Below are 24147 nucleotides of genomic sequence, written 5' to 3'. Positions count from 1 at the left end.
AGAACCAATGTGTCGGAACATGAAGACCAGGCTCCAGACTCTATCGCGGCGAAGCGACAACCACGCAAGATGCCACGGTTATTGGGCGTGAGCGCCCTCGCCCTTGTGATTGCGGTCGGGTTCGAGGGAATCTGGCATCGTCACTCGCAAGAGAAGGCGGTCGCTGCATGGACCGACGCTGCCGCGATTCCCACTGTCGACATCGTTCATCCCACGAAAGGTCCGCCGGGACAGCAAGTCATCCTGCCCGGCGATATCCATGCCTGGTACGAAGCGCCGATTTACGCGAGGGTGAACGGCTATCTGAAAGATTGGTACTTCGACTTCGGCGCTCAGGTAAAGAAAGGTCAAGTGCTGGCCGATATCGAAACGCCGGAGATCGACGCGGAACTGACCGCGGCCAAGGCGAAGCTCAATGCGGCAAGCGCCGCGGTCAAGGTTCGCGAGGCCGAAGCGCAGTTCGCCAAAACGACCTACGCGCGCTGGCGAAGCTCGCCGCCCGGCGTCGTATCAGTCCAGGAACGGGACGCCAAACAGGCGGAATTTGAGAGCAATACTGCACGCCTCAACGCAGCCAAGGCCGATATGGCGATGGCCCAGGCCGATGTTGACCGGCTGCAATCGCTGCAAGGCTTCAAGCAGGTGGTCGCCCCCTTCGATGGCGTCGTCACCGCGCGCGAAACCGACATCGGCGCGCTCATCAATGCCGGCAGCAACGGGACTGCGCGAGAACTGTTCAGCGTCGCGGACATTCACAAGGTGCGCATCTACGTCAAGGTGCCCCAGCGGCTGACCGGCAACATTCACCCGGGCCTGACGGCCGAGCTGCGCCTGCCGCAATATCCGGGCAAGGTCTTTACGGCCAAGGCCACGACGACCTCACGCTCGGTCAACACGTCGTCGCGAACGCTGCTGCTCGAGCTTCAGGCAGACAACCCGGATGGGCTGCTTCAGCCCGGCACCTATGTCGAAGCTCAGTTGAACCTTCCGAGCGATCCGAACACCGTGCTGATACCGGCAAGCGCGATATTGTTCCGGCAACATGGTCTGGAAGTCGCGCTGCTCGGCGACGACGATAAGGTCACGCTCAAGAAGATCAGTTTGGGCCGTAACCTCGGCGTCCAGGCCGAAGTGACGAACGGTCTCGTGCTGTCCGACCGGGTCGTCGGTAGCCCGCCCGATTCGCTCGGATCCGGCGACATCGTGCGCATTGCCGGCCCTCCCGCTCCAGATAAGCCGCCGAATGGGTCAGAAAAGGAAGCTGAAGCGAACTAGGGCTGCGACTGACCTCGGCCACGCACTCGGTCGTCTGCGCATGCCTGGTACGAAGTGAGCGTCGGAGTTGGGACCCGCGGCCGCCTTGTTGTTCCCAAACGCAGGCCGCAACCCTGACAAAAACGTGGTAGGGTTTCGCGACGTCCAAATGGGGGTTTGGCGATGGGGATATCATGCAGATTGAATCCAGCCTCAGGCAACGTGGAAGGTTGTATTGAACCTTGGTAGTCAAATTACTTCTGTAATGAAGGTTGATGCGAACGAGATCAGCCTTCCGCTGTCAGGAAAGCAGTAGGTATGTAGCTCTGTTGTGTTTGCGTTTTCGGGGGGACTCGTGATGCGAAAGCACCGTAAGCCAACCAAACCGGATTTGTCTGAGCCCTATGGTGGTGACGGCGGCAGTGCGAACTCATCTCTTCCCAAGCGCGTGCTTAGAGGCTGGATCGCCTGCTGCGGAGCCGCGGGTCTGTCGGCCTGCTCGGTGGGACCCGACTTCACGTTTCACGAAACCTGGCTTCCGAAAAGCTACATCGCCAGTCCGAACCGCGGGACGCCCACCACTAACGAGGTGGTGGAACACGTCGATCTCCAGCAATGGTGGCGTTCCTTCCGGGATCCACAACTTGTTTCGCTTGTCGGACGCGCTATCGAGGGCAATCCAGATATCGCCATCGCGCTGGCGCGGCTGCAACAGGCACGCGCCCAGGAACTTGTCGCAGTTGGCGCTGCTCTTCCGACGGGCGACCTGGCGGCGGGCGCCGGATATGGAAGCGGCACCGACAATACCCGCGGACGCGTACCGGACACGCTGCATAGCGCGGGCAACAGCACCGGCTTTACTCATGTGGAGGAAACCGGCGGCTTGGTCACGGCGTGGGAGCTTGATATTTTTGGCAAGTTGCGTCGCGAGATCGAGGCCTCGCATCTGGACGCATTGGCTGCGGCGAAGGCCCGCGACGCTGTTCTCGTATCGGTGATCGCCAATGTTGCCCGCGCGTACGTCGAATTCCGTGGTTTTCAGGCACAGATCGCGGTTGTCCGCCGGAGCATCGAATCCGCCAGGCAGCGTCTCCAGTTCGTGCAGAAACGCTTCGACCAGGGCCTCACAAACGAACTCGATGTAACGTTGGCGCGACGCCAACTCGCCGCATTCGAGGCCGGCCTCGCACCGATCACGGGCCAGCTTCAGTCGAGCGAGTACCTCATCGCGGTCTTACTCGGACAGTATCCGGAGACGTTGGCGAAAGAACTGAGAACCGAGGGACCCGCTCCGCGTTTTCCGGCCAGGGTTCCGATCGGGCTGCCGGTCAGTCTGTTGCAGCGACGCGCGGACATCCAGAACGCGGAATTCGAACTGGGGGCCGCGACAGCACGCACGGGATCGGCAATCGCCGATCTTTTTCCGAGCGTGGCTTTGACAAGTGCCGTAGGCGGCCAAGGCGGCGCACATGCAGCGCCCGGAACATCACTAACACCAATTACGTTCATCGGCGGGATCGGTCCGGCGCTCTACTGGCCTGTCCTCGATTTCGGGACTCTTGATGCGCGTATCGAAGTGGCTGACTATCGAACTCGCGAAGCATTGCTTCGATACAAGGCAAATGTGCTAGGTGCCGTGCAGGAAGTAGACCAGGCGATTTCGGGTTACAACACCGAACGGAGTCGTTTGAACAACCTTGCCAGCGCCCGCACTGCCGCCATTGACGCAGTCAAGCTTGCGTCTGAACGCTATGAGAGAGGGCTAACGGACTTTCTCAACGTCCTCGATGCCGAGCGACAGCAGTTTGAACTCGAAGCCCAATACGTCGTCTCCCAGCGGATAGCAGGCGTCCAATTGGTGGCCCTCTATAAGGCCCTTGGGGGCGGATGGGAACGCTACCAGGCGATTCCATTTATCAGGCGTCCAGTACCGGCGGTCGCCGCCATGGCACGGGAATCCCAAGGACTGCATCCGGCCTCGACAGTTCCGGGTTTCTGGCAGATCCAACCCTGATGCGCTGATCGACGCTTTTTTGAACTCGAATCCGGTGAAGCCGGCGCGTTCGCTTCGTAAGAAATTCGTCGTAGCCGTAAGCAGATTCACGCGGCAGACTTCGGCGACCGCCAACTGTATAAGATCAACTCTCGCGCTGATGCAGCGGCTTCTCGCGAAATCCCTACGCAAAGTAACAGGGAAACATTTTCCGAAAACAGGGAGTTCTTTTAGGGTATCAGTGAATTTCATTTCCGGTGCGCGCGTGACGTTAACGCCCCTCCCCGAAACTCCAATTCGCTTAAATTTTCGCAACTCCAACCAAAGAACGCTGCGGCCACAAACCGTGAGTGGTGAGCCGGAGCGCAGCGATAACACGAGCCCGGTTTTTTTGACCAACGGGCTTGGCACTGACAGCCAGGTGTCGCAGACAGTTTCCCTCGTTGCCTGGCAACGCGCGTCACAGCTTTTGAAACAAGGCCTGCATTCCCATGGTTTCTAGGCCTTGAGCACGAACGGATCCTGGACGTCTCGGCTGAGTTCGCACCAGACGCTCTTGGTCTGCAGGAAGCTCTGGATCGCTTCCGCGCCGTTCAGCCGCCCTATGCCACTGTTCTTGAATCCGCCGAACGGAGAATTGAACGCCATCGCGCGGTAGGTATTGATCCAGACGGTGCCAGCCTGCAGACCGCGCGCCATGAGATGTGCGCGGCGCAGATCGGCGGTCCACAGGCCGGCGGCCAGACCGAACCGCGTGCCGTTTGCCAATGCAAGGACCTCCTCTTCGGATTCAAACGGCGTGACACAGAGCACCGGCCCGAAGACCTCGTTCTGCATGATAAAGGCGTCGGGCTTGGTATTGCCGAGGATCGTCGGCGCATAGAAGAAGCCGTCATCCAGCCCCTCGACTCGGCGTCTCTGTCCGCCGACAAGGACTTTGGCGCCATCCTCGACCGCGCGCGCGACCATACTTTCGTCTTTGGCCAGTTGCGCAGCGGTCGCCACGGGTCCCATTTGAGTGTCTGCCTTCAGGGGATCGCCAAGTTTGATCTTGTTGGCCCGTTCGATGAGCCGACCAACGAGGCGGTCATAGATGCCCTTTTGGAAGTAGGCGCGAGAACCCGCAATGCATGTTTGCCCCGCCGCCGCGAAAATTCCAGCGAGCACGCCAGCTTCGACCTGGTCAAGGTCAGCGTCATCGAACACGATGTTGGCGCTCTTGCCGCCGAGTTCGAGCATGCAGCTGACCAGCCGCTGTCCGGCGCGAGCGGCAATCGCTCGCCCGGCGCCATCGCTGCCGGTGAATGACACCTTGGCGACCGCCGGGTGGTCGACCAGCGCTTCGCCCGCCGCACGTCCGCCGGTTACGACATTGATTACGCCCGCCGGAATACCGGCTTGCTCGGCAAGCCTTGCGAGTTCGATAGCAGACGCCGAGGTCACCTCGGAGGGCTTGATGACCACCGTGTTGCCCGCCGCAAGCGCCGGCGCAACCGTCATGATCGTTAGGAACGTCGGCGAATTCCAGGGAATGATGGCGGCGACGACGCCGAGCGGCTCGTTGACGGTGTAGTTGAGGACGCTCGTGCGGTCGAGCGGAACCACCCGCCCCTCGATCTTGTCGGCTAGACCACCGAAATAGTACAGCCAATCCTGCACGAGACGCGCCTGGATACGCATTTCCGCGATCAGTTTGCCGTTCTGCTCGGTCTCGATCGTTGCGATCTTTTCCGCGTTATCGGCGATCAGATCGCCCCAACGCATCAGCAGTCGGCCGCGACGCGTTGGCGACAGCTTCCGCCAGGGGCCATCAAATGCGGCGCGTGCGGCTTGCACTGCAGCATCGACATCGGCGGGGCTCGATTCGACAAAGCGACCAAAGGCGGCACCGGTAGTCGGGTTTATGGATTCGAATGTCTCGCCCTGCCGACCATCCTGGTCCTGTCCGTTGACGTGGTTGGCGAAGCGACGCGCAGGTTTTGCGTTTATATTCATTGACCGGTCTCCTTGAGCACACCCTAGCTTACTACGAAGCCGCCTTTTATTTGTACGCACAATACGATTGTTAGGCGACTTTGGCGATGGCGTTCTGGGCCGTCCAGTACCCTGGCGACGTCTTTCGAACGGGCTTGCAACCATGCGGTTTCGGCCGGCATCGCTGATGTCGCTCGAAACGCCAGAGCGGCCGGTGATTGCGTTCACCAGCGACGACGGCCTCATGATGGGTGCGGGCGAACAGCCGCTCATCATGCCGCCCGGCATTGCATCATCGTGACAGAATAACAACATCGGCGGTTTCGCCGGCGATAATGTGCTTTTTGGTATCTGCGATAAGGCCGTAGCCAATCTTAAGGGCTATGTCACCTGGGAGCCGTTCGCGGTCAAAAATCGGGCGGATTCTAACCCGGCATCATCCTGCTGTCGTGGTTCATCGACAGACCAAGGCCGGTACCCTCGTTTGCTAGTTTGCTTTGTTCGCGGCCTGACCACCGGCAACTGGTCGAGGCCTCAATTTAGATTGAATAGGTTTCTTACCAGCCGCCCAGAGATGATATCCGCGAAGGATAATCTGGTAGGCTGGACTGTTGTCCCTGAGTTGCCACTCGCCACGGCAGGGGTGTTCGCTGATGCTGGTTGGTAGCGCGCAATTTTAGGTGCTTGCCGTTTAACGACCTTCCGCTTTTTTTGTTCAAGGTTGACTACCGTCGCCGGCGATGTCGCTGAAGCGTACGATTCCAGATGTGGCGATGGCTGGTCTGGCTCTGCGTCCCCAAACAGCGTTGGTGGCGGCACTATCGTCGGTTGGCTAGTGTCAATGACAATCCGTTCGGGTGGCTGTTGAACCGAAGCTATCCGAATAACCGGCCTTTCGATTCCTTCATGCGCCGGCTCTGGCAAAGATTCGGGAAGGAACCAATTTGCGACGAACAGTAGCGCAAGAAGCGATGTTCCAACCCAGGTTATGTAGCGTACGATAGGCATAAAAAAGCGCTCGCCGTTGTGACAAGAGCAAACGCCGCAATTCCTGACAGTTGGTTATAGAACGTGGTTACTGCCAAAATTCTTACCGGGAACTCCGATAAGTCCGGCGAGGTGATCTGCTAACAGAGCTTGCCTGGTCATAGTCCTGAAGATCGTCGATACGTTTAGCGCGCGACGACGACGGGAGCACATCGTTTTGCACAAAAACAACCGCCGACCTTCGTATCAGCGCTAGGGAGCGTCGCGAGGGTCGAGACGGCCAAACTTCGCGAGATTTTTGGTGCGGTTCGATTTTCGACTTTTTCAACGCTATCCGCCGGAGCGGACTTTCTCACTTGTGGCTTTTGACCCAAACCAAACGTCGGGCGAGCGCCATCGTGCCGCCGACCCTCGGTGTTAGCGTGCTGGCCTTTCGTTTGATGATGGTGAGGTCGAGACCGCAAAGTTGAACTCGTCACGATTAAATGGCTCATTGATAAGTTTGAAGTGCCACCACTCCTTGGCATAGGAACGAAAGCCTGCTCGTTCCATGTAGGATTTCAGTGTTTGACGGTTGTGTAATGCTATCCCGCCTACAAGAGCGTTTGATGTATTTGCAAGCACGTCCAAGCAGTCGTAGCCTGTGCCAAAATCGATCGTTCCATCTTCGAATCTCTCTCCTTTTCGAGACGTGCATGCCCTAAGGGGCTGCAACGGATTCGGCGACGGCACTGATGAAGAAGCGGTCGGGACTATTCCCAGGTCCACCGTGCTCCCCCGCGAGTGAGCCGATCGTTTTGCGAGATACCCAAGAGCGAACAGCTTTTCCTTATCGGTGCGTGGATAGAATTCGGCCTTCATTTCGGACTGAGTTGGGTCTTTGCTCCACTGAAAAAAATCCTCGACAGCCCGCTTCGGCCGATAGCAATCCCAGACGATGAGCGAGAGGCTTTTCTCGGTCAACATTCTCTGCACGATTTCAAGGGCATTTGCGGCTGATACGCTGAGGATGCACTCGGCGGCGAGGTAGCCCCTTATTGGTCGGCCTACAAAGTTATGAGATCCCGCATAGCGAATATCTTGAACGATCGTAGGATCTATGTCGCGCAAATAAACGAAACCCTTGGGCAACACGGAGCCCGCCAAAGCCGGAGCTGGCAGCGTCATGACTATCAAGACAAGACCAGCCCGGCTGAGCGTGCTAAATGGATTCACCCGCCGCCTTCGCGCCACGGGCCTCCTCTGAATAAAAATCGCCGGCATCAATGCTAAATCCGGAAGGGATGCGAGGTAGCTTCGTCACCGCGCCATCAGGGCGGACCGAGGAAAACCGGTTGGGGATCGCAGAATTCCTTCACGGCTGTCGCGACAGCGTTGCTGATGATGTCCCGGCGTTCAGGCGAGTCCATCTTCAGCTCTTCGTCCCGGTTGATGATCGAGCCCGCCTCCAGCAGGACGGCAGGCATCCGGGTCGATCTCAGCACCTTGAGCTGATCGTAGCTATAGACGCCGGTCTCCTTGTTCAGCAGCGGGTGCTGGTACCGACCCATGATGGCTTGGGTATATTGCTGGGCATATTGCAGGCCCTGGGCCTTCATTTCCTTGCCGACCAGTTCTGCGAACGCAAGGCTCGTCCTGAAATCCGGATTGTTGTGGGAGACGAAGACGGAATAGCCGCTGAAGCGGTCGCTGAAATGGCTTTTCCTGCCCTCGAATTCCCAATTCTCGAGCAACGAGTTGGGCACGGAGTCATGGTGGATCGAGAGAAAGAGATCCGCGTGCAGTTCGTTGGCCGCGACGACGCGCTTGACGAGGCTGGGCCTGGCCTTGCCCTTGGTCACAAGCAGCCTGGTCTCAGGAAAGCCATCGGCCTTCAATTTTTCCTCGATCCGCTGCGCAAGACGCAAATTGAAGACGAACTCGGCGACATTGCGGGCGCTGGTCGCGCCTTCTGAGTCGGCGGTATGTCCCACATCCAGAACGACCCGGAATTTCGAGGGATCGCATTTCGCTGCGAGCGATTTCGAAGCCGAGGGCTTCAAGACGGCCGGCCCCAGGGCGGCAAGCTTTGCGGTGTCGGGTTTTGGCGAAGGGGCGCGCTTTGCCAAGGTGGCCGGCTTTCGCGAGGTGATGTGGGTTGGCGATTTGCCGCGCGTTGGTGAGTTTTTCAAGATATCCGACAGCCAGCCAGCATCGCTGACCTTGATCGGCAGAAACACCGAAGCGGCCATCGCGGCGATGATGGTGCGGCGGCAGGGCCAAACGGCAAAGCCTTCCGCAAATCCAGCCTTGACGAATTTTCTCCCTGACGACAGCAATCCCGCTTTCCCCCAGAGTGATTTTCCGTTCGCGCCTCATGAAGGCATGGCGGTAGAAGACGACATTATCAGCTATTCTGAACCATGAGCTACCGGAAATATATCACGAGTTAGACTTGGACGGAGTAACCAAAAACTCTTCCGGAGCACGAGGTTATCTTCTGACTTCAACCCTTTTGCCCCGCCTTGATCTCGTCGAACTTGGAAAGCGCTCGTTCAAATTTGGAATTGAACAGCCACATCGCATCAAGAATTTCGCGGAAGGTCGCAGATGTTTTTGCCCTGTCAGCCTGTCCAAAGGCGAAGATGCTGTTGTTTCGCAGGTATCCCATGATCGTCGGCTCGGAAATTCGATAGCTGACTAGGTTGCCTGACTTGAGTGCGGACTTGGTCGGATTGGGAATGATCTGGATGAGCTCAAACAGCTTCATTTGATCAATCGGGTCTGGCAGTATTTTCACGATCCCTGCTACTTGCGGGAAAAGATCTGCGTGCTCGTTCATGAGGGCGTCTCGCACGGCGGTCCAGTGATTGAACCGATGATCCAGATTGCCAGCCCGCGCCTCTTCCTTGTCGTCGCGCAGGATCAATGCCGGATCAATGGCTGCTATCGAGGCCTTTATCGCGGCCCACTTGGCTCGGCCGTTGTGATCTTCGGATGGGCCGGTTTGAAAACTTCCCTTGTATTTATTCGAGCGTCCATTCCCCACGTTCTGATTGCCATTCGTCTCGGCAAAGAACAGCCCCAAGCTGATCCGGCCTGCTGCTTCGGCGTTCGCCGGATCAAGTCCCTTGGCTCGCGCAATGCCAGTTGCCAGATCGACGACGTCGTTGAATGGTGTATCTGATTTCTGCGCATTGGCGGGTGGCGCTTCGAGGATATCGAAAAGAGCCCTGTACTCGTCGATCAGCGGCTCCTTGTCGGCGTCAAAGTACGCCGGAGGAATTCCGAATTTATTGGGTCGCCCAATCTTGGAGGGAAGGGCATCGGTGAGGTCTTTGTATGCGCTCATCATGCTGATGCGTGCAAGATAGAGTGCCTGTCCCGGCAAGTTCGGCAGCGGTCGCTTCGAATTGATCTGCGCGCGCCGCTGGCCCAGGATCGACTCAAAATCGCTTACCGCTTTGCTGTACGCATTGAGTGCATCCGATTGTTTTTTCGTGGGGGCGTCCGCTTGCCCCATTGCGGGGGACGTGAAGCTGAGATTGCCGATGGCGGGTGAGACGAGCGACGCGACCGTATTGATCATCGCATCGACGGCGATGGAAACCGGCGGCGTGAGGAACAGTCCGAGAGCAAGAGCTGCCGTGGGCGCCGCGGTATAACTTTTTATCCCCATGGCAGTCTCCCAATGCCTAAGTTTCACCGGATAGGACTCATTGGATCGTAAACAACGAACGCGTTGCTTGGCGAGACGAAAGCCCCAAATTCGATGCAATGTCCGAGCCTGGCACTTTTCGGACGTCGCTGCTTCGCCAAATGTGCGCTTTGCGTCAGAAGCCGCCGTTCGGACCATGCGGCGAAAAGAGCCGAGGTCTTGCGGTAAGCGCCGAGGACGTGAATTTTGTTGCCAAGCTTAGCTGGCAATCCCGGCATGATTCGAACATGCGGCCTCCGGATTAGGGAGGCCGTTTTGCGGTCAATTGAGTCAATAGGTTAAGTCCGTCGTGCTGCAAATGTGTTGCATCGGGAGGTCTCCGCGAACCTCCACGGCCGAATTTTCCCAGACAACGACGTTCCGCTTCGCGCCAGGTCGCGCTAACCCGCATTTGCTGCCCTAGCGGAGCCTGGTCATGTCTTCCTTTTTCGCGTCCGCAATGATCCCGGCGCGATCGTAGGTGTTGATCTGATCGATGAACTGATTGGTCAAGACCTTGTCAAGCGCCGGCGTATCCGGCATCGCGCCCTGGTCCTTGAGAAACTGCAACAGATTCTGCCAGTCGCCCTCGACGAAGAGACCATGTTTGGGGCCGATCTTATCGCTGTTCCAGATCGCGAGGCGGCCCTGATTGACGACAATGCCCTCTGCGATCGCCTGGGCCGGATCCGGATTTTTGGAACGTGATTCCGGATACGACTTCCAGGTCATCAGAACGGCCGCCTCGGGATTGGCCATGCTGAAATCATAGCCCTTCGCAACTGCACGCGCGATCCCGACCAGCATCGCCGGATTTTTTTCGATCGTATCCGTCCGGGCCAGCAGGCCGACATCCGGCAGGGTCCGCAGCCGCTCTGGCGCCGGCACCTCCCGCAATTTCAGGCCTGAAAAGGCCAGCTTCGCCAGTGCGGCGTCCCAGAAGATCACGCCGTCGACCAGCTTCTGGCGAACCGAGGTGACCGCCTGGGCGCCGAGTCCAATCGGCAGGAACGAAATGTCTTTCGCCGGGTCGAGGCCAGCCTCCTTCACAAAGGCCTTCGCGAAAGTCGTGCCCGCGCTGCCCATGGACTGCACGCCGAGTTTCTTGTCCTTCAGATCGGCTAGTGACTTGATCGGACTCTCCGGCAGCACGGCGACGGACCAGATGTTGGCGTAGTACAGATCGTAATAATACCGGATCTTGAGCTGGCCCGACTGGATGCCGATGATCGCTTCGCCGGGGGATGCCGCGCCGACCTCGGCATTGCCCGCGGAAACCTGCAGCGCGGCTTCGTTCGAGCCGCCAACCGCCAGCAGGCTAACGTCATAGCCCTCGGCTTCGAAATATCCCTTTTCCTTGGCCACGACGAAGGGCGAGAACGCCTCGTCGATGGCGCGGACCGGAATTAGAATCCGCACTTTCTCCAGCGCCAGAGCCGCGTGCGATCCGCCCAGCATGAGCGTCGCGACCTGTGCCGCCAAGGCGAGCTTTCGTCCAATCCCGGTGCGCCGCATTTGAATTCCTGTTCCTTGAAAGGGTTAAGCCATCACCGGCGCTTCATTGCGCCGGATCCAGAAAATATAGCGGCGCGCCGCATATCGCATTGCGCCATGCATCAGCAGGCCGATCGCCGACAGCACGATGAGAACCGCGAACACGCCCGGCACGTCGAGGCTGAAATTGAGCGCGACGATCAGATAACCAAGCCCCACCTGGGCCCCGACGAATTCGCCGACGATCGCACCGATGACGGCCAGCACCGCCGCGATTTCCAGGCCCGCGAAGATAAGCACCATCGCCGACGGCACGCGCAACCTGACCAGCGTCTGCCACTTGGTGGCGCCGAATGCCTTCATCATATCGAGCTGATCGCGATCGGTGGAATGAAAGCCGGCGACGACACTGACGAGGATCGGAAAGAAGCAGACCAGCGCCGTGATGACGATCTTCGACGTCAATCCGTAGCCGAACCAGATGATGAACAGCGGCGCGATCGCGACCTTCGGAAGCGTCTGCAGTGCGACGAGATAGGGATAGACCAGGCGCTCGACTACCGGGATCAGCGACACCATGGCGCCGATCACCAATCCGGCAATTACGCCGAACGCAAATCCCGAAACGATCTCCACCCCCGTCGCCCACAGATGCGGCCAGATGTTTCCGGACACGACGAGCATATAGAGTCGCGCGGCGATGGCTGACGGCGCGGGCAGGATCAGCGCCGATATGTCGAACATCCTGCAGGCCCCCTCCCAGATCGCGATGATCACGATCGCCAGCAGCGCCGATTGCAGCCGATGCGAGCCCAGCATTTTCGTCATTCCACTCATAGCGAGGACACCATCGGAGCTGTAGCGCCGAAGATCGTACGAATGCGATCGCACAATTCACCGAAGCGAGGCATGCCCATCGTTTTGAGGCTGCGCGGGCGTTCGATATCGATCTCCACCACTTCCGAAATCCGGCCGGGTCGCGGCGACATGACGATCACGCGATCGCCGAGCAGCACGGCTTCGGGGATGCTGTGCGTGATGAATACCACCGTCTTGCGCTCTTCCGACCAGACGCGCATCAACTCCATATTCATGGACTCGCGCGTCATCGCATCGAGCGCCCCGAACGGCTCGTCCATCAGCAAAACCTTGGGGTCGCGCATCAGGGCACGGCAGATCGACACTCGCTGCTGCATCCCGCCCGACAGTTCGAACGGATATTTCCGCGCGAAGTCCTTCAGCCCCATGAAGTCGAGCAGACGTTCGGCGCGGGCTCTCGTTGCCGCCGATGCATCGCCCTTCAACTGGGCCGGCAGCATGACGTTGTTGAGGACGGTATTCCATGGCAGCAGCACCGCCTGCTGGAACACGACGCCAGCGTCCGACCGCGGCTTGGTCACGATCTCTCCGCCGCAATGGACCGCGCCCGAAGACGCGCTCTCGAGACCGGCCAGGATACGCAGCAGCGTCGTCTTGCCGCAGCCGCTCGGACCGACGACGGAAATGAACTCGTTGTCGCGGATGTCCAGGTTTACATCCGAAAGAGCCGTGACGACCTCGCCGGACCGCGACGAAAAACGCTTCCCCAGACCGGCGATCCGGATCAGCGCCGGTGATGGTCGATCCGACACGGGATGGCGCCCGCCCTCGCCGCTTGCTTCCGACCGAACCCGCAGCTGCGTCATGATCCCGATCTTTACCGACGTGATGGAGCATTGATCCAGATTGAGTATTCCACAGTTGACCGTTCAGTCAACTGAAGATCGGATCGGGCCAAGTTGCAACGGCGTTGCGGCTCAAGCCGTTCGGCATCGCGTCAGCCGTCACAAGATGCGCCGTGGCGCCGAATTGGGGCGAACTGAGCCGCGGTAATCCCAGCGGCGTCCGGTCCGGTCAGGCATTGCAGCACTTGGCGGGGGATTGCGCGCACGGCCACAGTCGGAACATCGCGCCATGGCGTTCGCCATGATGGCTGTCTTCATTGCAAAGCCACGGCCACCGCGGATCGTCAGCTGTTGATCATCTCGCCCGGCGACCTGATCCGCTCGCCGACCCGCGGCTCGGACAGGCAATACAGCAGCACCAGATTGCTGACGTGGTCGAGCCACAGTTTTTGCGCCTCGTCGGACCCGAGGTCGCGATCAAGCGCGATTTCCAGCGTGTATTGGTTGGACAGGTAGTGGTAGCAAAGCGACGACAGCGTCAGGTAAACGATCGTCGGATCGAGCTGCGGTCTGAAGATGCCGTCCTTTGCTCCCCGATCGAGAATGAACCGGATGGTTTCCACCAACGGGTTGTAGAGGTCCCGCATCCGGCCAGACTTGCGGATATATTTGCCGCGATGCTTGTTTTCCTCGTTCATCAGCCGGATCGCGCTCGGATTGTCCTTGAACGCGAAGAACGTGTGGTGAACCAGTTGCTCCATGGCGACGACCGGATCGCTGGCGCGGACAGAAAGGTCCTTCTGGCGATCGCGCAGCTCCTGATACATCCGCTCGAGGGCGGCCACGAACAGGCCTTCTTTGGATTTGAAATAGTAGTACAGCATGTTCTTGCTCAAGCGGCAGCGCTCGGCGATGCGATCCACGCGCGCACCCTCAAAACCGATCCGCGCGAACTCCTCGGTCGCCTGCTTCAGTATCTTTTCCCGGACCCGGACCGGATCACTACTACGAGGTGCCACGCTGATTATCTCCGTGCCGACACGCAACGATGGAGGCGCGCGCGCGGATTCGCAATGTCCGACCGCCGCGGCCTACCGACGATCGAAGGCCGCTGCGAAGGTCGCTCAGGCGACCGCCTGGATGGCCCCTCCATCCTCCGCCATTTGCCAGATCCGGGCGGGCGACAGCGGCAACTCCATCGGCTGCACGTTCAAATGCGATAGCGCATCCGCGATCGCGTTGGCCATGATGCCGCCAACCGGGATCAGACCGCCCTCGCCCGCGCCCTTCACGCCCAACGGATTGTTGGGGCACGGCTTGAGCTCAAGCGTGATCGACCGGATGTTGGGGAAATCCGACGCCGTCGGCATCAGGTAATCCGCGAATGAGCCGGTCAGCAGCTGGCCTTGGTCGTCATAGACGAGGTGCTCAAGAAACGCCCCGCCGAGACCCTGGACGATTGAGCCGATCGCCTGGCCGTGCAAGGTCGACGGATTGATGATCCGTCCGACGTCCTCGACCGACAGATAATCGATCACCTTGACGTGGCCGGTGCCGGGATCGACGGCGATATGTGCCGCCTGCGTGCCATAGGCCCAAGTGTACTTCTTGTTGAAGAAGGTCGCCTCCACTTCGAGCGGAACATCGGACAATCCCGCCAGCTCCAGCGTCTTGCCGCCATGGACGACCTGCTCTCCGTCGATCGTCACGCCGCCGGCCGAACAGCCGAAACGTAGCGCAGCGGCTTCGCGGATGCTGCCCTTCAGCTTCTCCGCCGCGAGCAGGATCGCCGAGCCGCCCATGACCGTCGAGCGCGAGTGATAGGCGCCGTAGCCGTTTTTCACGTCGCTGGTCGAACCATGCTTGATGGTGATCTTCTCGTAAGGAAGCTCGGTCGCATCGGCAGCGATCTGGGCCATGATGGTTTCCAGGCCCTGCCCCACCGAGGACGATCCGAGGTAGACGGTAAGCGAACCATTGGTCTCCAGCACCAGCCGCGCATCCTCGCTCGGTCCAGCCGCGCCGCCTTCGATAAAGCTGCCGACAGCGAGGCCGTGATAGTAGCCGTCGATCAGCTTGCCGCTGAGCTTGCTCTTTTCGGCCCAGTCGAATTCCTTCATGCAGAGATCGAACACCGCATGATAGTCGCCGCTGTCGAGTTCGGTCGAACTGTCATAGGGCGTGATGCTAGCCAGCGGATACGGCATCTGGCTGTCCGCAACAAGATTGCGCCGGCGCAGTTCGACGCGGTCGATCTTCAGATCCGCCGCCACCAGATCGATCATTCGCTCGCGGATGAAATCGGTCTCGTAGCGCCCGGGACCGCGATAGGTCCCGCTCGGCGTCTTGTTGGTAGTCAGCATCGTGGTCTTGAGGTCGATGTTCTCGAACGTATAGGGCCCCGACATGTACTGCGCGACGTTGCGCGGACCGACCGAACCGTTGGTGCGAATGTAGGCGCCGATATCCGCCCAGGCCTGACCGCGCAGCGCCAGAAAACGGCCGTCGCGGCTGACGGCGATCTCGACATCGCATTCAATATCCCGCGCGTGATTGGCGGTCATCATGTGCTCGCGACGATCCTCGGTCCATTTCACTGGGCGGCCGACCAGCTTGGCCGCGGCCGGGATCAGGTAATCCTCGGGATAGAACTCGCCACGCGATCCAAACCCTCCGCCGACATCGACCTCGATCAGATCGACGGCCTCGACTTCGAGATCGAGCGCGGCAGCGAGCACCCTCCGATTGTACCACGCCGTCTTGGCGGCGCCCCATACTGTCAGCCTGCCGGCCTCGGCATTCCACTCCGCAACGAAGCCACGCGGCTCCATGAACATGGCCGCATGGCGCTGGACCTTGAACGTTTCGCGACGGGTATAATCGGCGGCAGCAAAAGCGGCATCCGCGTCGCCCTTGAAGGCCTTCCAGGTGATCGCGGCGTTTGATCCGTGATCTTCAAACAGCACCGCCGGCATCGCTTCGGCCTGCTGGCGGTTGGTTATGGCGGGAAGCGTCTCGATATCGAGGTCGATGTGATCAAGTGCGTCCTCTGCAATGCTTGGCGTATCCGCCAGGACGATAGCGATGGGCTCGCCGACATAGCGAACCTTGCCATCGGCCAGCATCGGCTGGTGAAAGGGCTCGAGCTGCGGCAGCGGCTGCAGCCGCAGCGGGATCCTGGGCACGACAGCGCCCAGATCAGCGCCGGTCACGACATGACGGACGCCGGGCAACTGTAGTGCGCGCGAGATGTCGATTGCATTGATCCGCCCGTGCGCAACCGAGCTGCGCAGAATAACGGCATAGAGCTGGCCTGGCCGGTTCACGTCGGCGACGTAGGTTCCCCTGCCGCGCAGGAAGCGCAGGTCCTCGGTACGCTCGATCGGCTGGCCGATGTAGGAATTGCGGACTTTCATGCCTTTTCCTTTTGACCCGCGTAGAATTTGCGGGCGGCAAGAACCGCCTCGATGATGGGGACGTAGCCGGTGCAGCGGCAGAGATTTCCTGACAGCACGTCGCGGATGCGTTCTTCGTCGGCGTCCGGCTCGCTGGTCAGCAGCGCATGCGCCGTTGTGATGAAGCCGGGAGTGCAGAAGCCACACTGCAATGCGTGATGCTTGCGGAACGAGGCTTGCAACGGCGACAGGTCGTCGCCCGACAACCCTTCGACCGTCACGACCTTTTCGCCATTGGCCTGCACGGCGAGCATCAGGCAGGCGCGGACCGCCTCTCCGTTCAGCAGCACCGTACAGGCACCACAGACACCGTGTTCGCAGCCGAGATGCGTACCGGTCTTGCCGAGATTGTCACGCAGGCAGTCCGCCAGGCTGGTCCGCGCCTCGACGCTGGTACCGACGGCTGCGCCATTGAGTTCGAATTCGATCTGCATCTGTGTTACCTGAATGTTAACCGACGGACTGCGTCAGCCCGCGGGCCAGCAGTGTCCCGACGAGCGCGCGGCGATAGGCGGCGGGCGCGTGAATATCCGAAGGCGGGTCGATTTCCGCTCGTGCCGCGGCAGCGACAGCCACGATCGTCTTGTCATCGACCGCGTTTCCGTTCAGCGCCGCTTCGGCGGCACCGAGCCTGATCGGGCAATCGGACACGCCGATCGCGCCGATATGGGCATTCGCGGCACGGCTGCCATGGTCCAGATCGTAGAACAGCGCTACGCCTGCCATGGCGAAGTCGCCCTTGCGGCGGGCAAACTCCTTGAACGCCCAACGCCGCTCAACGGGCCACGCCGGAAGATGGACCTCGGTCAGAATTTCATCGGACTGCAGGGTCGTCTGCAACGGCCCGGTGAAGAAGGCCGAGGCCTGCTCGATTCGGGTGCCGTGGCTGCCCACGATCGTCAACTGCGCATCGCAGGTCAGCACGATGCCCGGCATCTCCGCTGATGGATCAGCATGGGCCAGCGAACCGCCGACGGTACCGCGGTTGCGGATCTGATAGTGCGCCACATGGGTGATCGCCTCGGCGAGCAGCGGGTGCGCCTTGGCCAGGCGCGCGTCGCCGGCAATGTCGCACCAACGAACCTTTGCGCCGATATGCACGCCATCGTCACTGATGCGAATGACGTTGAGGTCCGGGATGTGCTTGAGGTCAACAAGCAACTCCGGGACGGCGAGTCTGAATGCCAGCATCGGCATCAGGCTCTGGCCGCCTGAAATAACCTTCGCATTGCCGTTCCCCGACTGCAGCAGGCTTACGGCCTCCGCCAATGTCGCCGGAGATCTGTATTCGAAAGCGGACGGCTTCATATAGCCCCCAAGATTGAAACCCTGCTGCGGCTCGAAGCCAGTTTAGAAGATGTCTTATGTTGACCGTCTAGTCAACTGAAGCCTGCCGGACGCATCTGTTGCCGGCTTCCGCGAGGCGACCCGGTCCGCGCTTCGCCATTTCGGCACCCGACATGGTTCAGCGCGCCCGTTGCGCCATGCATGGTACCGGCAATTCAGTTGACTATATGGTCAACACAAAATAGATTTTTGCTCGTTGGATAATGCGATCCGGCAGGTCTTTGATTGTCGCAGGAGAATTGACATGGCTACGGCGAGACACGCGCGCCCCAGGGAACTTGAGGGTGTGCCGATCGATACTATCATGGACCGCTATGTGGCGCGTTTTGCAGACCGCAAGGCGGATTGGGCCGCGTTCGAAGATGCGAAAATTGAAGGCTTCAAACGCGCGCAGCATCGGTTCATCGGCGCCGGCGGCTCCGGAAAACACGGCGATACCTCGTCAATCCCGGCCGGTAATTTCACGCTGTCCATCATGTTCGTTCCACCCGGCCAGGGCAATGCCGCGCACACGCATGAAGTCGAAGAAGTCTTCTTCGTGCTGCAGGGCCATCTCGACGTCTTCATCGAAGATGAAGACGGCCGCAGGATCACCCGCCGGCTCGGCCCCTGGGAATGCATCTCCTGCCCCGCGGGAGTTATCCACGGCTATCAGAACGACAGCCTGGAGCCGGTCTATTTTCAGGTCATGATCGGACGCGGCAAGCCCGAAACCATGGGCTATTCCGATGAGGAACTGTTCAAGCGGCGTGGCGACCACCTCGAGGCGTAAACCTTTTGTTCTCGCGCGCGCACCGACCGCGCGCGAGAAACGCAACCGACGATGCCGGCTGGCATCAGCGCCCCCGGCGCGAACGCCCGTTGCCACCGGCCGCGCCATATTGCAGATAGCCAAGCGTCAAATCTTCGATGTGCACGATCCGCGCCTTCATCTCGTCCTCAGTGGAAAGCTTGCGATCGAGAAGATAGGACAGCGTGTAGCGGTTCGACAGATAGTGGTAGGCGAGCGCCGAGATCGAGATGTAAAGCTCGACGGGATCCACGCCCGACCGGAAATCGCCCAACTTCGCGCCTTGCTTCAGCAGACTCGCGATATTGCCGATCAGGCCGCCGTAACCGGCCTTCGTCAGTTTCGACTTACGCAGATGTTTGCCCTTGTGGAAATTCTCCGAATTAAGAAGCCCGATGAACTCGGGCGAGTCACGCCAGTACTTGAACGTCGACCGCACCAGCTTGCGGATTCCATCCACCGGCGACGAGACGTCCAGCGGCCATGTCATGTGATGTCGATGCATACCCTGATAGGCCTGCTCCAGCACCGCGATGAACAGCTTCTCCTTGCTGCCGAAGTAGTGATAGATAAGATTCTTGCTGACCTTGCTCAAGCGCATGATGTCGTCGATGCGCGCCCCGTCATATCCCTTGGTGGAGAACTCCTGGGTCGCTACATCCAGAATTCGCTGCCGTGTTTTGCTCCCGTTGGTGGGCGCCCCCTCGCTGGCGCGCGGTCTGCCGGCCGCAGCTTTGCCGCCGCTGGCCGGTGCGGCCTTCTTGTTCGACTTTTCGCGGACCGGCCGCCGATGATGCATGATCTTGGCCTTCAAGAGGGTGATGGCGGTCATCGGCCGTTCAACTCGCGCCGGGACGGATGCCAATGAACTTGACCTGCGACAGTTCTTCCATGGCGTATTCGACGCCTTCGCGTCCGATACCGCTCTGCTTGACGCCGCCGAACGGATACATGTCGAGACGAAAGCGGCTCGCCTCGTTGATCCACAGCGATCCCACCTCCATGTCATCGGCAAAGCGCATGGCATGGGCGAGACTCCTGGTAAATACCGCCCCCTGCAGACCGAAATCGGAATCATTGGCCAGTTCGATCGCTTGATCAACGCCGTCGAACGCCGTCACCAGCACGATCGGACCGAACACCTCTTCGTTCCACAGCCGCGAATCGCGCGTCACCCCGGTCAGGATCCCCGGCGAGATGGTCGCGCCGCTTCGCTCCGGCGTCAGCGCCAGCTTCGCACCACGCTCGACCGCATCGGCGACCATCGCCATCACCCGCTCGGCGGCGCCCGCATGCACCATCGGCCCGATGTCGGTCGCGGCGTCCGATGGCGGACCGACCTTCAGCGCCCGCGCAGCAGTCACGAACCGTGGCAGGAAACCGTCAAGAACGGCGCGATCCACCAACACGCGCTGCGCGGAGATGCATTGCTGGCCGCTAGCCTCGAAGCCGGCGGATGCGATACGCGAGGCCGCCAAGGCAAGGTCGGCATCGGCGAGCACAATGTTGGCGGCGTTGGAGCCGAGTTCGGCAAGAAACTTGCGGGCGCCTGCGGCGCGCGCCAAGTCGTTGCCGGCCGCCGTCCCCCCGGTGAAGGAGATCGCGGCAATGTCGCGATGGGACGCCAGCGCGATCGCGGTGTCCTTGTCGCCGGTCACCACATTGAACAGGCCTTGGGGCCACCCGGCAGAGAGGAACAGTTCGGCGAGCCGCAGCGCCACCCGTGTGCCGGCCAAGGCCAGCTTCACCACAATGGCGTTGCCGACCGCGACCGCGGGCGCCACCTTTTGCAGCAGCAAATTCACCGGCGCATTGAACGGTGTAATGCCGGCAACGACACCAAATGGCACGCGCCGGGTCATTCCGATAAGGCCGGCACCGGCGGCCGCTGCATCCAGCGACAGTACTTCGCCCTTCAGCTGGGGCGCCGCCGCGGCGCAGGCCTCAATGAATTCCGCGCCCCTGTTGGCTTCAAACCGCGCCATCCGGATTGGCTTGCCGACATCCTCCGAGATCAGATCGGCGAGTTCGGCTGCATGTACCCGTACCGCTTTTGCTGCCGCCTTCAACCACTCGACCCGAGTGGCGAGCGGCACTTTCCTGTGCCGGCGGAATGCTTCCCCGGCCGAGATCATCGCAGCATCGACGCCGGCCCTGCCGGCCTCGTCGATGCGGCCGATGACGGTTCCGTCCTGCGGACGCCTGAATTCGGTTTGCGACGCAGCGGCAACCGATGCACCGGGGATGAAGCTTGAGGCGGTAAACATTGGTCATCTCGCAACAGAGGATCGGGACGGCGGGAACTGCCCGCCAAATGGATTCATTTCTGGTGTGCGGGGCGATAGCTCCAAATCAGGAAACGCCACCGCCAGATATCACTCGCGTCGCCGCGTACGGCCCTTTCGCTCACATCGATCCGGCCCTGGTGACGTCGCTGGTGCCCTCCCGGTATGGCATGGCGAGTCGCTCCAGCATCTCGATCACACCGAACAAGATCAAGCCAAGCACCGTGAGCGCCAGCACGCCTGCGAACAGCAGCGGCGTGTTCATGTTCCCATTGGCCACCATCAACTGATAGCCTAGACCCGAATCGCCGCCGACGAACTCGCCGACCACGGCGCCGACTACGGCGAGCGTGATCGAAATCTTGAGGCCCGCGAAGATCGACGGCAGCGCATGAGGGAAGCGGATCAGCCGAAAGGTCGCGAAGCCGGACAGCCCCATCGAGCGGGCCAGAAAGATCTTCTCCTGCTCGATCGCGCTGAGTCCCATCACTGTATTGATCACGATCGGGAAGAACGCGATCAGGAATGCAATCAGTACCTTGGGCAGCAAGCCGAATCCGAACCAGACCACGAACAGCGGCGCGATGGCCACTTTCGGCATCGCCTGGGTAGACACCAGCAGCGGATACACCGATTTCGCGAAGGCGCGCCAATGAAAGATACCCAGCGCGAGAGGAATCCCGATCACGATGCTGAGGATGTAACCGAGCACGATCTCGACAGAGGTCGCCCAGGATTCGCGGAGCAACAACGATGCATTGTCGATACAGGCAGCGATGATCTTGCTCGGGGCCGGAAACAGGTAGGTCGGGATCTTGAAGAAATCCGCCGCGACTTCCCACGCCACCAGCAGCAAACCGGTCGCCAGGATCGGAAAGATGATCTCCGCGCGCCTGTCGCGGGATCGCTTGCTTCTGCTTTCGCTTTGAACGCGCCGCTCCACCTGCTCGATGGAAAGCGTCGACGTTCGTTCGAGCGCCGCGGCAGATGGCATGTCAGGCTCCTGCATCAATGCTCCCGCAGAACGCCTCGAGCGAGAAAGATTTCGAGAATTTCACGGCTATAGGCCGCAAATTTCTCCGATTCGCGCATCGCGAGCGTCCGCGGGCGCGGCAGATCGATATCGATGATCTTGTCGATCTTGCCTGGCCGCGGGGTCATCACGATGATCCGGTCCGATAGGAACACGGCTTCGGCGATGCTGTGCGTCACGAATAGGATCGACACGCTGCGCCTGCTGCAGATGTCCTGCAGGTCGAGCACCAACTGGTCGCGCGTCAAGGCGTCGAGCGCGCCAAACGGCTCGTCCATCAGCAGATGCGAGGGATCGTGCAGCAGGGCGCGGCAGATCGAAACGCGCTGGCGCATGCCGCCGGACAGCGACTTGGGATATTTGTTCTCGAAGCCGCCGAGGCCAACCGCTGCCAGCAGCTCCCGCGCGCGAATTTCGGCCGCCGCGAGATCCATCCCGCGAGCTTCTGCCTGCAACATGACGTTCTCGAGCACCGTTCTCCAGTCGAGCAGTACGTGGTTCTGAAAGACGATTCCGATATCGGTGCGAGCCTTGGTGACGCGTTGGTTGTCGACCAAGATCTGGCCGTCGGACGCCGAAGTCAGGCCCGCGGCAATCATCATCAAGGTGCTCTTGCCGCAGCCGCTCGGACCGACCAATGAAACGAATTCGCCCTTGCGCTGCTCGATCGAAACCCGGTCCAGCGCCCGAACCGGCCCATCGTCGGACGGATATACCTTGCTCAGCGACTGAATCTGCAAATAGGCGGACTCGGTACTGACCGTGGCGGGTGAGCTAACTTGCATGACAGCGTCAAAACCTGATGTTGATCCAACTCGATGCAGAAGCAGCGCTCGCAAGGCCGCGCTGCAGTGAATGCGCTCCGAGTTCGTGGATCATTGACACGTGCGCCCTTGCCCTCAGGCATTCTGCGGCGGAACGAACTCAGCCTCGGTAGGCACGAACTCATTGGTGTAAAGCTCAGACGCCTCAAGCGGGGTGGCAACGCCGCCGTAGGCCTTCAACACCGCCACCGTCGAGGCCCAGTCCTCCGCGGCCATCCAGCCGAGCGGCTTGTTGGCCGTGGTGGGCGTTACCCAGGTTTTCCACGACAGCTGCGCTTCTCGAAGCGTGATCGCGACGTCGGTGGTCTCCGAGTATTTCTTCACGATCTGCGTCAGCTCTGCCGGATTGGCGCGCCCGTAGAGGAACCCTTTGAGGCTGGCGCGAACCACGCCGCGGATAAGTTCCGTTTCCGAAAGCAGATCCTTGTGGACGATGATGCCATTGCTCATCGCGATCACACCCTCGTCCGCGTACCAGAATGCACGAACCTTTTTCTTTCCACGAATTTCAATCGCAGGGATGTAACCCTGCGCAAAGCCGCCAACGACGTCGATCTGGCCGGAAATCAATGCAGGCCCGGCACCAGCGCCATCGACATTGATGAGCCGCACCTTACTGGGGTCGAGACCGGCCCCCTTCATGAAGGCGGGCCACTGCTGAAACTGCGCGGTTCCGGTCGCAATGCCGACGGTTTTGCCCTCGATATCCCTCGGCGTCTTGATATCGGAGTCTTCGAGAACCATCGCAGCGCAAGGATTGCGGCGAAAGACTCCGCCGACCATCTTCAGCTTCATGCCCTTCGAAACGCTGTTGCCGACGACGAACCCGTCGGCAAATCCGAACTGAGCAGCTTTCGAAGCGACGATCTGGGAGGTACTGCCCGAACCCTTGCCCTGATTGATAGTGATATCCAGGCCGACGTCGGCAAAATATCCCTTTTCCTTGGCGATGGCGAGGCCGGCGTTCGGGCCGCCATAGATCCAGTCAGCCTGAAAGCTGATCGGACGGAGCGACTTCAGCGATTGTGCATTTACGATCGCGGGAAGCGACAACGATGCAGCCACGGAAGCACCGGCATGGAGAATGCCGCGTCGCGTCAGTGAACCTTTGGACATAATTCCCGCTCCCGATTGACTGTGGCAAGCCACGGATTATTGCCACGCATTGATCAAAGTCAATGCTAACTAACCAGTCTGTCCCTCCGGACCTGCAGGAACAGCACATTTTATCAGCGCACGCGAACAATAATCGGGCAACCCGTCCCAATTCGTATTGAACTGAAGAAGCAGACCGCGCACGCCGATGCCCTTGCCACCGGTCGTTCCGCTCGGCGAAGCTCATGCGCGCATCTCGTTTGCGAACATCGTTGC

At 60.1% G+C, this 24147-nt stretch carries 20 protein-coding genes; 4 read left to right on the top strand and 16 right to left on the bottom strand.

Annotated elements, in window-relative coordinates; translation table 11 throughout:
- The first annotated feature begins 69 nt into the window (after window positions 1-69).
- Complete coding sequence (locus B5527_RS10245) at window positions 70-1275, top strand: efflux RND transporter periplasmic adaptor subunit (RefSeq protein WP_079601179.1); 1206 nt, start codon at window positions 70-72, stop codon at window positions 1273-1275.
- Between the two features lie 337 nt (window positions 1276-1612).
- Window positions 1613-3268 carry an efflux transporter outer membrane subunit gene (locus B5527_RS10240; protein WP_079601178.1) on the top strand — a complete coding sequence of 552 codons (1656 nt, stop codon included), beginning with the start codon at window positions 1613-1615 and terminating at the stop codon, window positions 3266-3268.
- Window positions 3269-3745: 477 nt separating this feature from the next.
- Here B5527_RS10240 and B5527_RS10235 read toward each other — a convergent pair whose 3' ends face one another.
- The 3 genes from B5527_RS10235 to B5527_RS10225 all read right to left on the bottom strand — a co-directional run bounded on the left by B5527_RS10235 (window position 3746) and on the right by B5527_RS10225 (window position 8250).
- The gene (locus B5527_RS10235) at window positions 3746-5242 is read right to left on the bottom strand and encodes an aldehyde dehydrogenase (protein ID WP_079601177.1); all 1497 of its coding nucleotides are present in this window, start codon (window positions 5240-5242) and stop codon (window positions 3746-3748) included.
- Window positions 5243-6625: 1383 nt separating this feature from the next.
- The gene (locus B5527_RS10230; protein WP_245332566.1) at window positions 6626-7471 is read right to left on the bottom strand and encodes a M15 family metallopeptidase; all 846 of its coding nucleotides are present in this window, start codon (window positions 7469-7471) and stop codon (window positions 6626-6628) included.
- A 47-nt stretch (window positions 7472-7518) separates the two neighbouring features.
- Window positions 7519-8250, bottom strand: coding sequence for an N-acetylmuramoyl-L-alanine amidase family protein (locus B5527_RS10225; RefSeq protein ID WP_245332565.1), 732 nt, complete (start codon window positions 8248-8250; stop codon window positions 7519-7521).
- Window positions 8251-8281: 31 nt separating this feature from the next.
- Between B5527_RS10225 and B5527_RS46250 the strand changes: the two genes are divergently transcribed.
- Window positions 8282-8614, top strand: coding sequence for a hypothetical protein (locus B5527_RS46250; RefSeq protein WP_245332564.1), 333 nt, complete (start codon window positions 8282-8284; stop codon window positions 8612-8614).
- Window positions 8615-8693: 79 nt separating this feature from the next.
- Here the strand turns inward: B5527_RS46250 and B5527_RS10220 are convergent, their stop codons facing one another.
- The 8 genes from B5527_RS10220 to B5527_RS10185 form a co-directional block, all read right to left on the bottom strand.
- Window positions 8694-9710 (bottom strand): hypothetical protein, encoded by a 1017-nt coding sequence (locus tag B5527_RS10220; RefSeq protein ID WP_425305093.1) that lies wholly within the window; start codon window positions 9708-9710, stop codon window positions 8694-8696.
- A gap of 594 nt (window positions 9711-10304) precedes the next feature.
- Entirely contained in the window at window positions 10305-11399 is a 1095-nt protein-coding gene (locus B5527_RS10215) for an ABC transporter substrate-binding protein (protein WP_079601175.1), read from the bottom strand.
- Between the two features lie 24 nt (window positions 11400-11423).
- A complete protein-coding gene (locus B5527_RS10210; protein WP_154072137.1) occupies window positions 11424-12206 on the bottom strand; it encodes an ABC transporter permease in 783 nt (260 codons plus the stop codon).
- Between the two features lie 5 nt (window positions 12207-12211).
- Entirely contained in the window at window positions 12212-13063 is an 852-nt protein-coding gene (locus B5527_RS10205) for an ABC transporter ATP-binding protein (protein WP_079601173.1), read from the bottom strand.
- 323 nt (window positions 13064-13386) lie between these two features.
- The gene (locus B5527_RS10200; RefSeq protein ID WP_079607192.1) at window positions 13387-14061 is read right to left on the bottom strand and encodes a TetR/AcrR family transcriptional regulator; all 675 of its coding nucleotides are present in this window, start codon (window positions 14059-14061) and stop codon (window positions 13387-13389) included.
- Window positions 14062-14166: 105 nt separating this feature from the next.
- Window positions 14167-16458, bottom strand: a complete 2292-nt coding sequence (locus B5527_RS10195) for a xanthine dehydrogenase family protein molybdopterin-binding subunit (protein ID WP_079601172.1) — start codon at window positions 16456-16458, stop codon at window positions 14167-14169.
- On the bottom strand, window positions 16455-16931 hold the full coding sequence (locus B5527_RS10190; RefSeq protein ID WP_079601171.1) for a (2Fe-2S)-binding protein: 477 nt from the start codon (window positions 16929-16931) through the stop codon (window positions 16455-16457). Before B5527_RS10190 ends, B5527_RS10195 begins: the two co-directional genes overlap by 4 nt.
- A 16-nt stretch (window positions 16932-16947) precedes the next feature.
- Window positions 16948-17805, bottom strand: a complete 858-nt coding sequence (locus B5527_RS10185; RefSeq protein ID WP_079601170.1) for an FAD binding domain-containing protein — start codon at window positions 17803-17805, stop codon at window positions 16948-16950.
- Window positions 17806-18088: 283 nt separating this feature from the next.
- Here B5527_RS10185 and B5527_RS10180 point away from each other — a divergent pair, with 283 nt between their 5' ends.
- A complete protein-coding gene (locus B5527_RS10180) occupies window positions 18089-18616 on the top strand; it encodes a cupin domain-containing protein (RefSeq protein WP_079601169.1) in 528 nt (175 codons plus the stop codon).
- 64 nt (window positions 18617-18680) lie between these two features.
- Here B5527_RS10180 and B5527_RS10175 read toward each other — a convergent pair whose 3' ends face one another.
- The 5 genes from B5527_RS10175 to B5527_RS10155 form a co-directional block, all read right to left on the bottom strand.
- The gene (locus B5527_RS10175) at window positions 18681-19466 is read right to left on the bottom strand and encodes a TetR/AcrR family transcriptional regulator (RefSeq protein WP_079601168.1); all 786 of its coding nucleotides are present in this window, start codon (window positions 19464-19466) and stop codon (window positions 18681-18683) included.
- 7 nt (window positions 19467-19473) lie between these two features.
- Window positions 19474-20901: an aldehyde dehydrogenase family protein gene (locus tag B5527_RS10170; protein WP_079601167.1), complete on the bottom strand. Its 1428-nt coding sequence runs from the start codon at window positions 20899-20901 to the stop codon at window positions 19474-19476.
- 139 nt (window positions 20902-21040) lie between these two features.
- On the bottom strand, window positions 21041-21913 hold the full coding sequence (locus B5527_RS10165; protein ID WP_079607191.1) for an ABC transporter permease: 873 nt from the start codon (window positions 21911-21913) through the stop codon (window positions 21041-21043).
- A gap of 14 nt (window positions 21914-21927) precedes the next feature.
- Window positions 21928-22737 carry an ABC transporter ATP-binding protein gene (locus tag B5527_RS10160; RefSeq protein ID WP_079601166.1) on the bottom strand — a complete coding sequence of 270 codons (810 nt, stop codon included), beginning with the start codon at window positions 22735-22737 and terminating at the stop codon, window positions 21928-21930.
- Between the two features lie 114 nt (window positions 22738-22851).
- A complete protein-coding gene (locus B5527_RS10155) occupies window positions 22852-23892 on the bottom strand; it encodes an ABC transporter substrate-binding protein (RefSeq protein ID WP_079601165.1) in 1041 nt (346 codons plus the stop codon).
- Between the last annotated feature and the right edge of the window lie 255 nt (window positions 23893-24147).

Source organism: Bradyrhizobium erythrophlei (assembly GCF_900129425.1).
In the GTDB taxonomy this organism is placed as follows: Bacteria; Pseudomonadota; Alphaproteobacteria; order Rhizobiales; family Xanthobacteraceae; genus Bradyrhizobium; species Bradyrhizobium erythrophlei_C.
This window is presented reverse-complemented; position numbering and strand designations above follow the sequence as displayed.

Excerpts from the sequence above, each read along its gene's own strand:
- B5527_RS10245 (WP_079601179.1), top strand. The coding sequence starts at position 70 with ATGCCACGGTTATTGGGCGTGAGCGCCCTCGCCCTTGTGATTGCGGTC.
- B5527_RS10240 (WP_079601178.1), top strand. The coding sequence starts at position 1,613 with ATGCGAAAGCACCGTAAGCCAACCAAACCGGATTTGTCTGAGCCCTAT.
- B5527_RS10235 (WP_079601177.1), bottom strand. The coding sequence starts at position 5,242 with ATGAATATAAACGCAAAACCTGCGCGTCGCTTCGCCAACCACGTCAAC.
- B5527_RS10230 (WP_245332566.1), bottom strand. The coding sequence starts at position 7,471 with ATGCCGGCGATTTTTATTCAGAGGAGGCCCGTGGCGCGAAGGCGGCGG.
- B5527_RS10220 (WP_425305093.1), bottom strand. The coding sequence starts at position 9,710 with ATGGGGCAAGCGGACGCCCCCACGAAAAAACAATCGGATGCACTCAAT.
- B5527_RS10215 (WP_079601175.1), bottom strand. The coding sequence starts at position 11,399 with ATGCGGCGCACCGGGATTGGACGAAAGCTCGCCTTGGCGGCACAGGTC.
- B5527_RS10210 (WP_154072137.1), bottom strand. The coding sequence starts at position 12,206 with ATGACGAAAATGCTGGGCTCGCATCGGCTGCAATCGGCGCTGCTGGCG.
- B5527_RS10205 (WP_079601173.1), bottom strand. The coding sequence starts at position 13,063 with ATGACGCAGCTGCGGGTTCGGTCGGAAGCAAGCGGCGAGGGCGGGCGC.
- B5527_RS10195 (WP_079601172.1), bottom strand. The coding sequence starts at position 16,458 with ATGAAAGTCCGCAATTCCTACATCGGCCAGCCGATCGAGCGTACCGAG.
- B5527_RS10190 (WP_079601171.1), bottom strand. The coding sequence starts at position 16,931 with ATGCAGATCGAATTCGAACTCAATGGCGCAGCCGTCGGTACCAGCGTC.
- B5527_RS10185 (WP_079601170.1), bottom strand. The coding sequence starts at position 17,805 with ATGAAGCCGTCCGCTTTCGAATACAGATCTCCGGCGACATTGGCGGAG.
- B5527_RS10180 (WP_079601169.1), top strand. The coding sequence starts at position 18,089 with ATGGCTACGGCGAGACACGCGCGCCCCAGGGAACTTGAGGGTGTGCCG.
- B5527_RS10175 (WP_079601168.1), bottom strand. The coding sequence starts at position 19,466 with ATGACCGCCATCACCCTCTTGAAGGCCAAGATCATGCATCATCGGCGG.
- B5527_RS10170 (WP_079601167.1), bottom strand. The coding sequence starts at position 20,901 with ATGTTTACCGCCTCAAGCTTCATCCCCGGTGCATCGGTTGCCGCTGCG.
- B5527_RS10165 (WP_079607191.1), bottom strand. The coding sequence starts at position 21,913 with ATGCCATCTGCCGCGGCGCTCGAACGAACGTCGACGCTTTCCATCGAG.
- B5527_RS10160 (WP_079601166.1), bottom strand. The coding sequence starts at position 22,737 with ATGCAAGTTAGCTCACCCGCCACGGTCAGTACCGAGTCCGCCTATTTG.
- B5527_RS10155 (WP_079601165.1), bottom strand. The coding sequence starts at position 23,892 with ATGTCCAAAGGTTCACTGACGCGACGCGGCATTCTCCATGCCGGTGCT.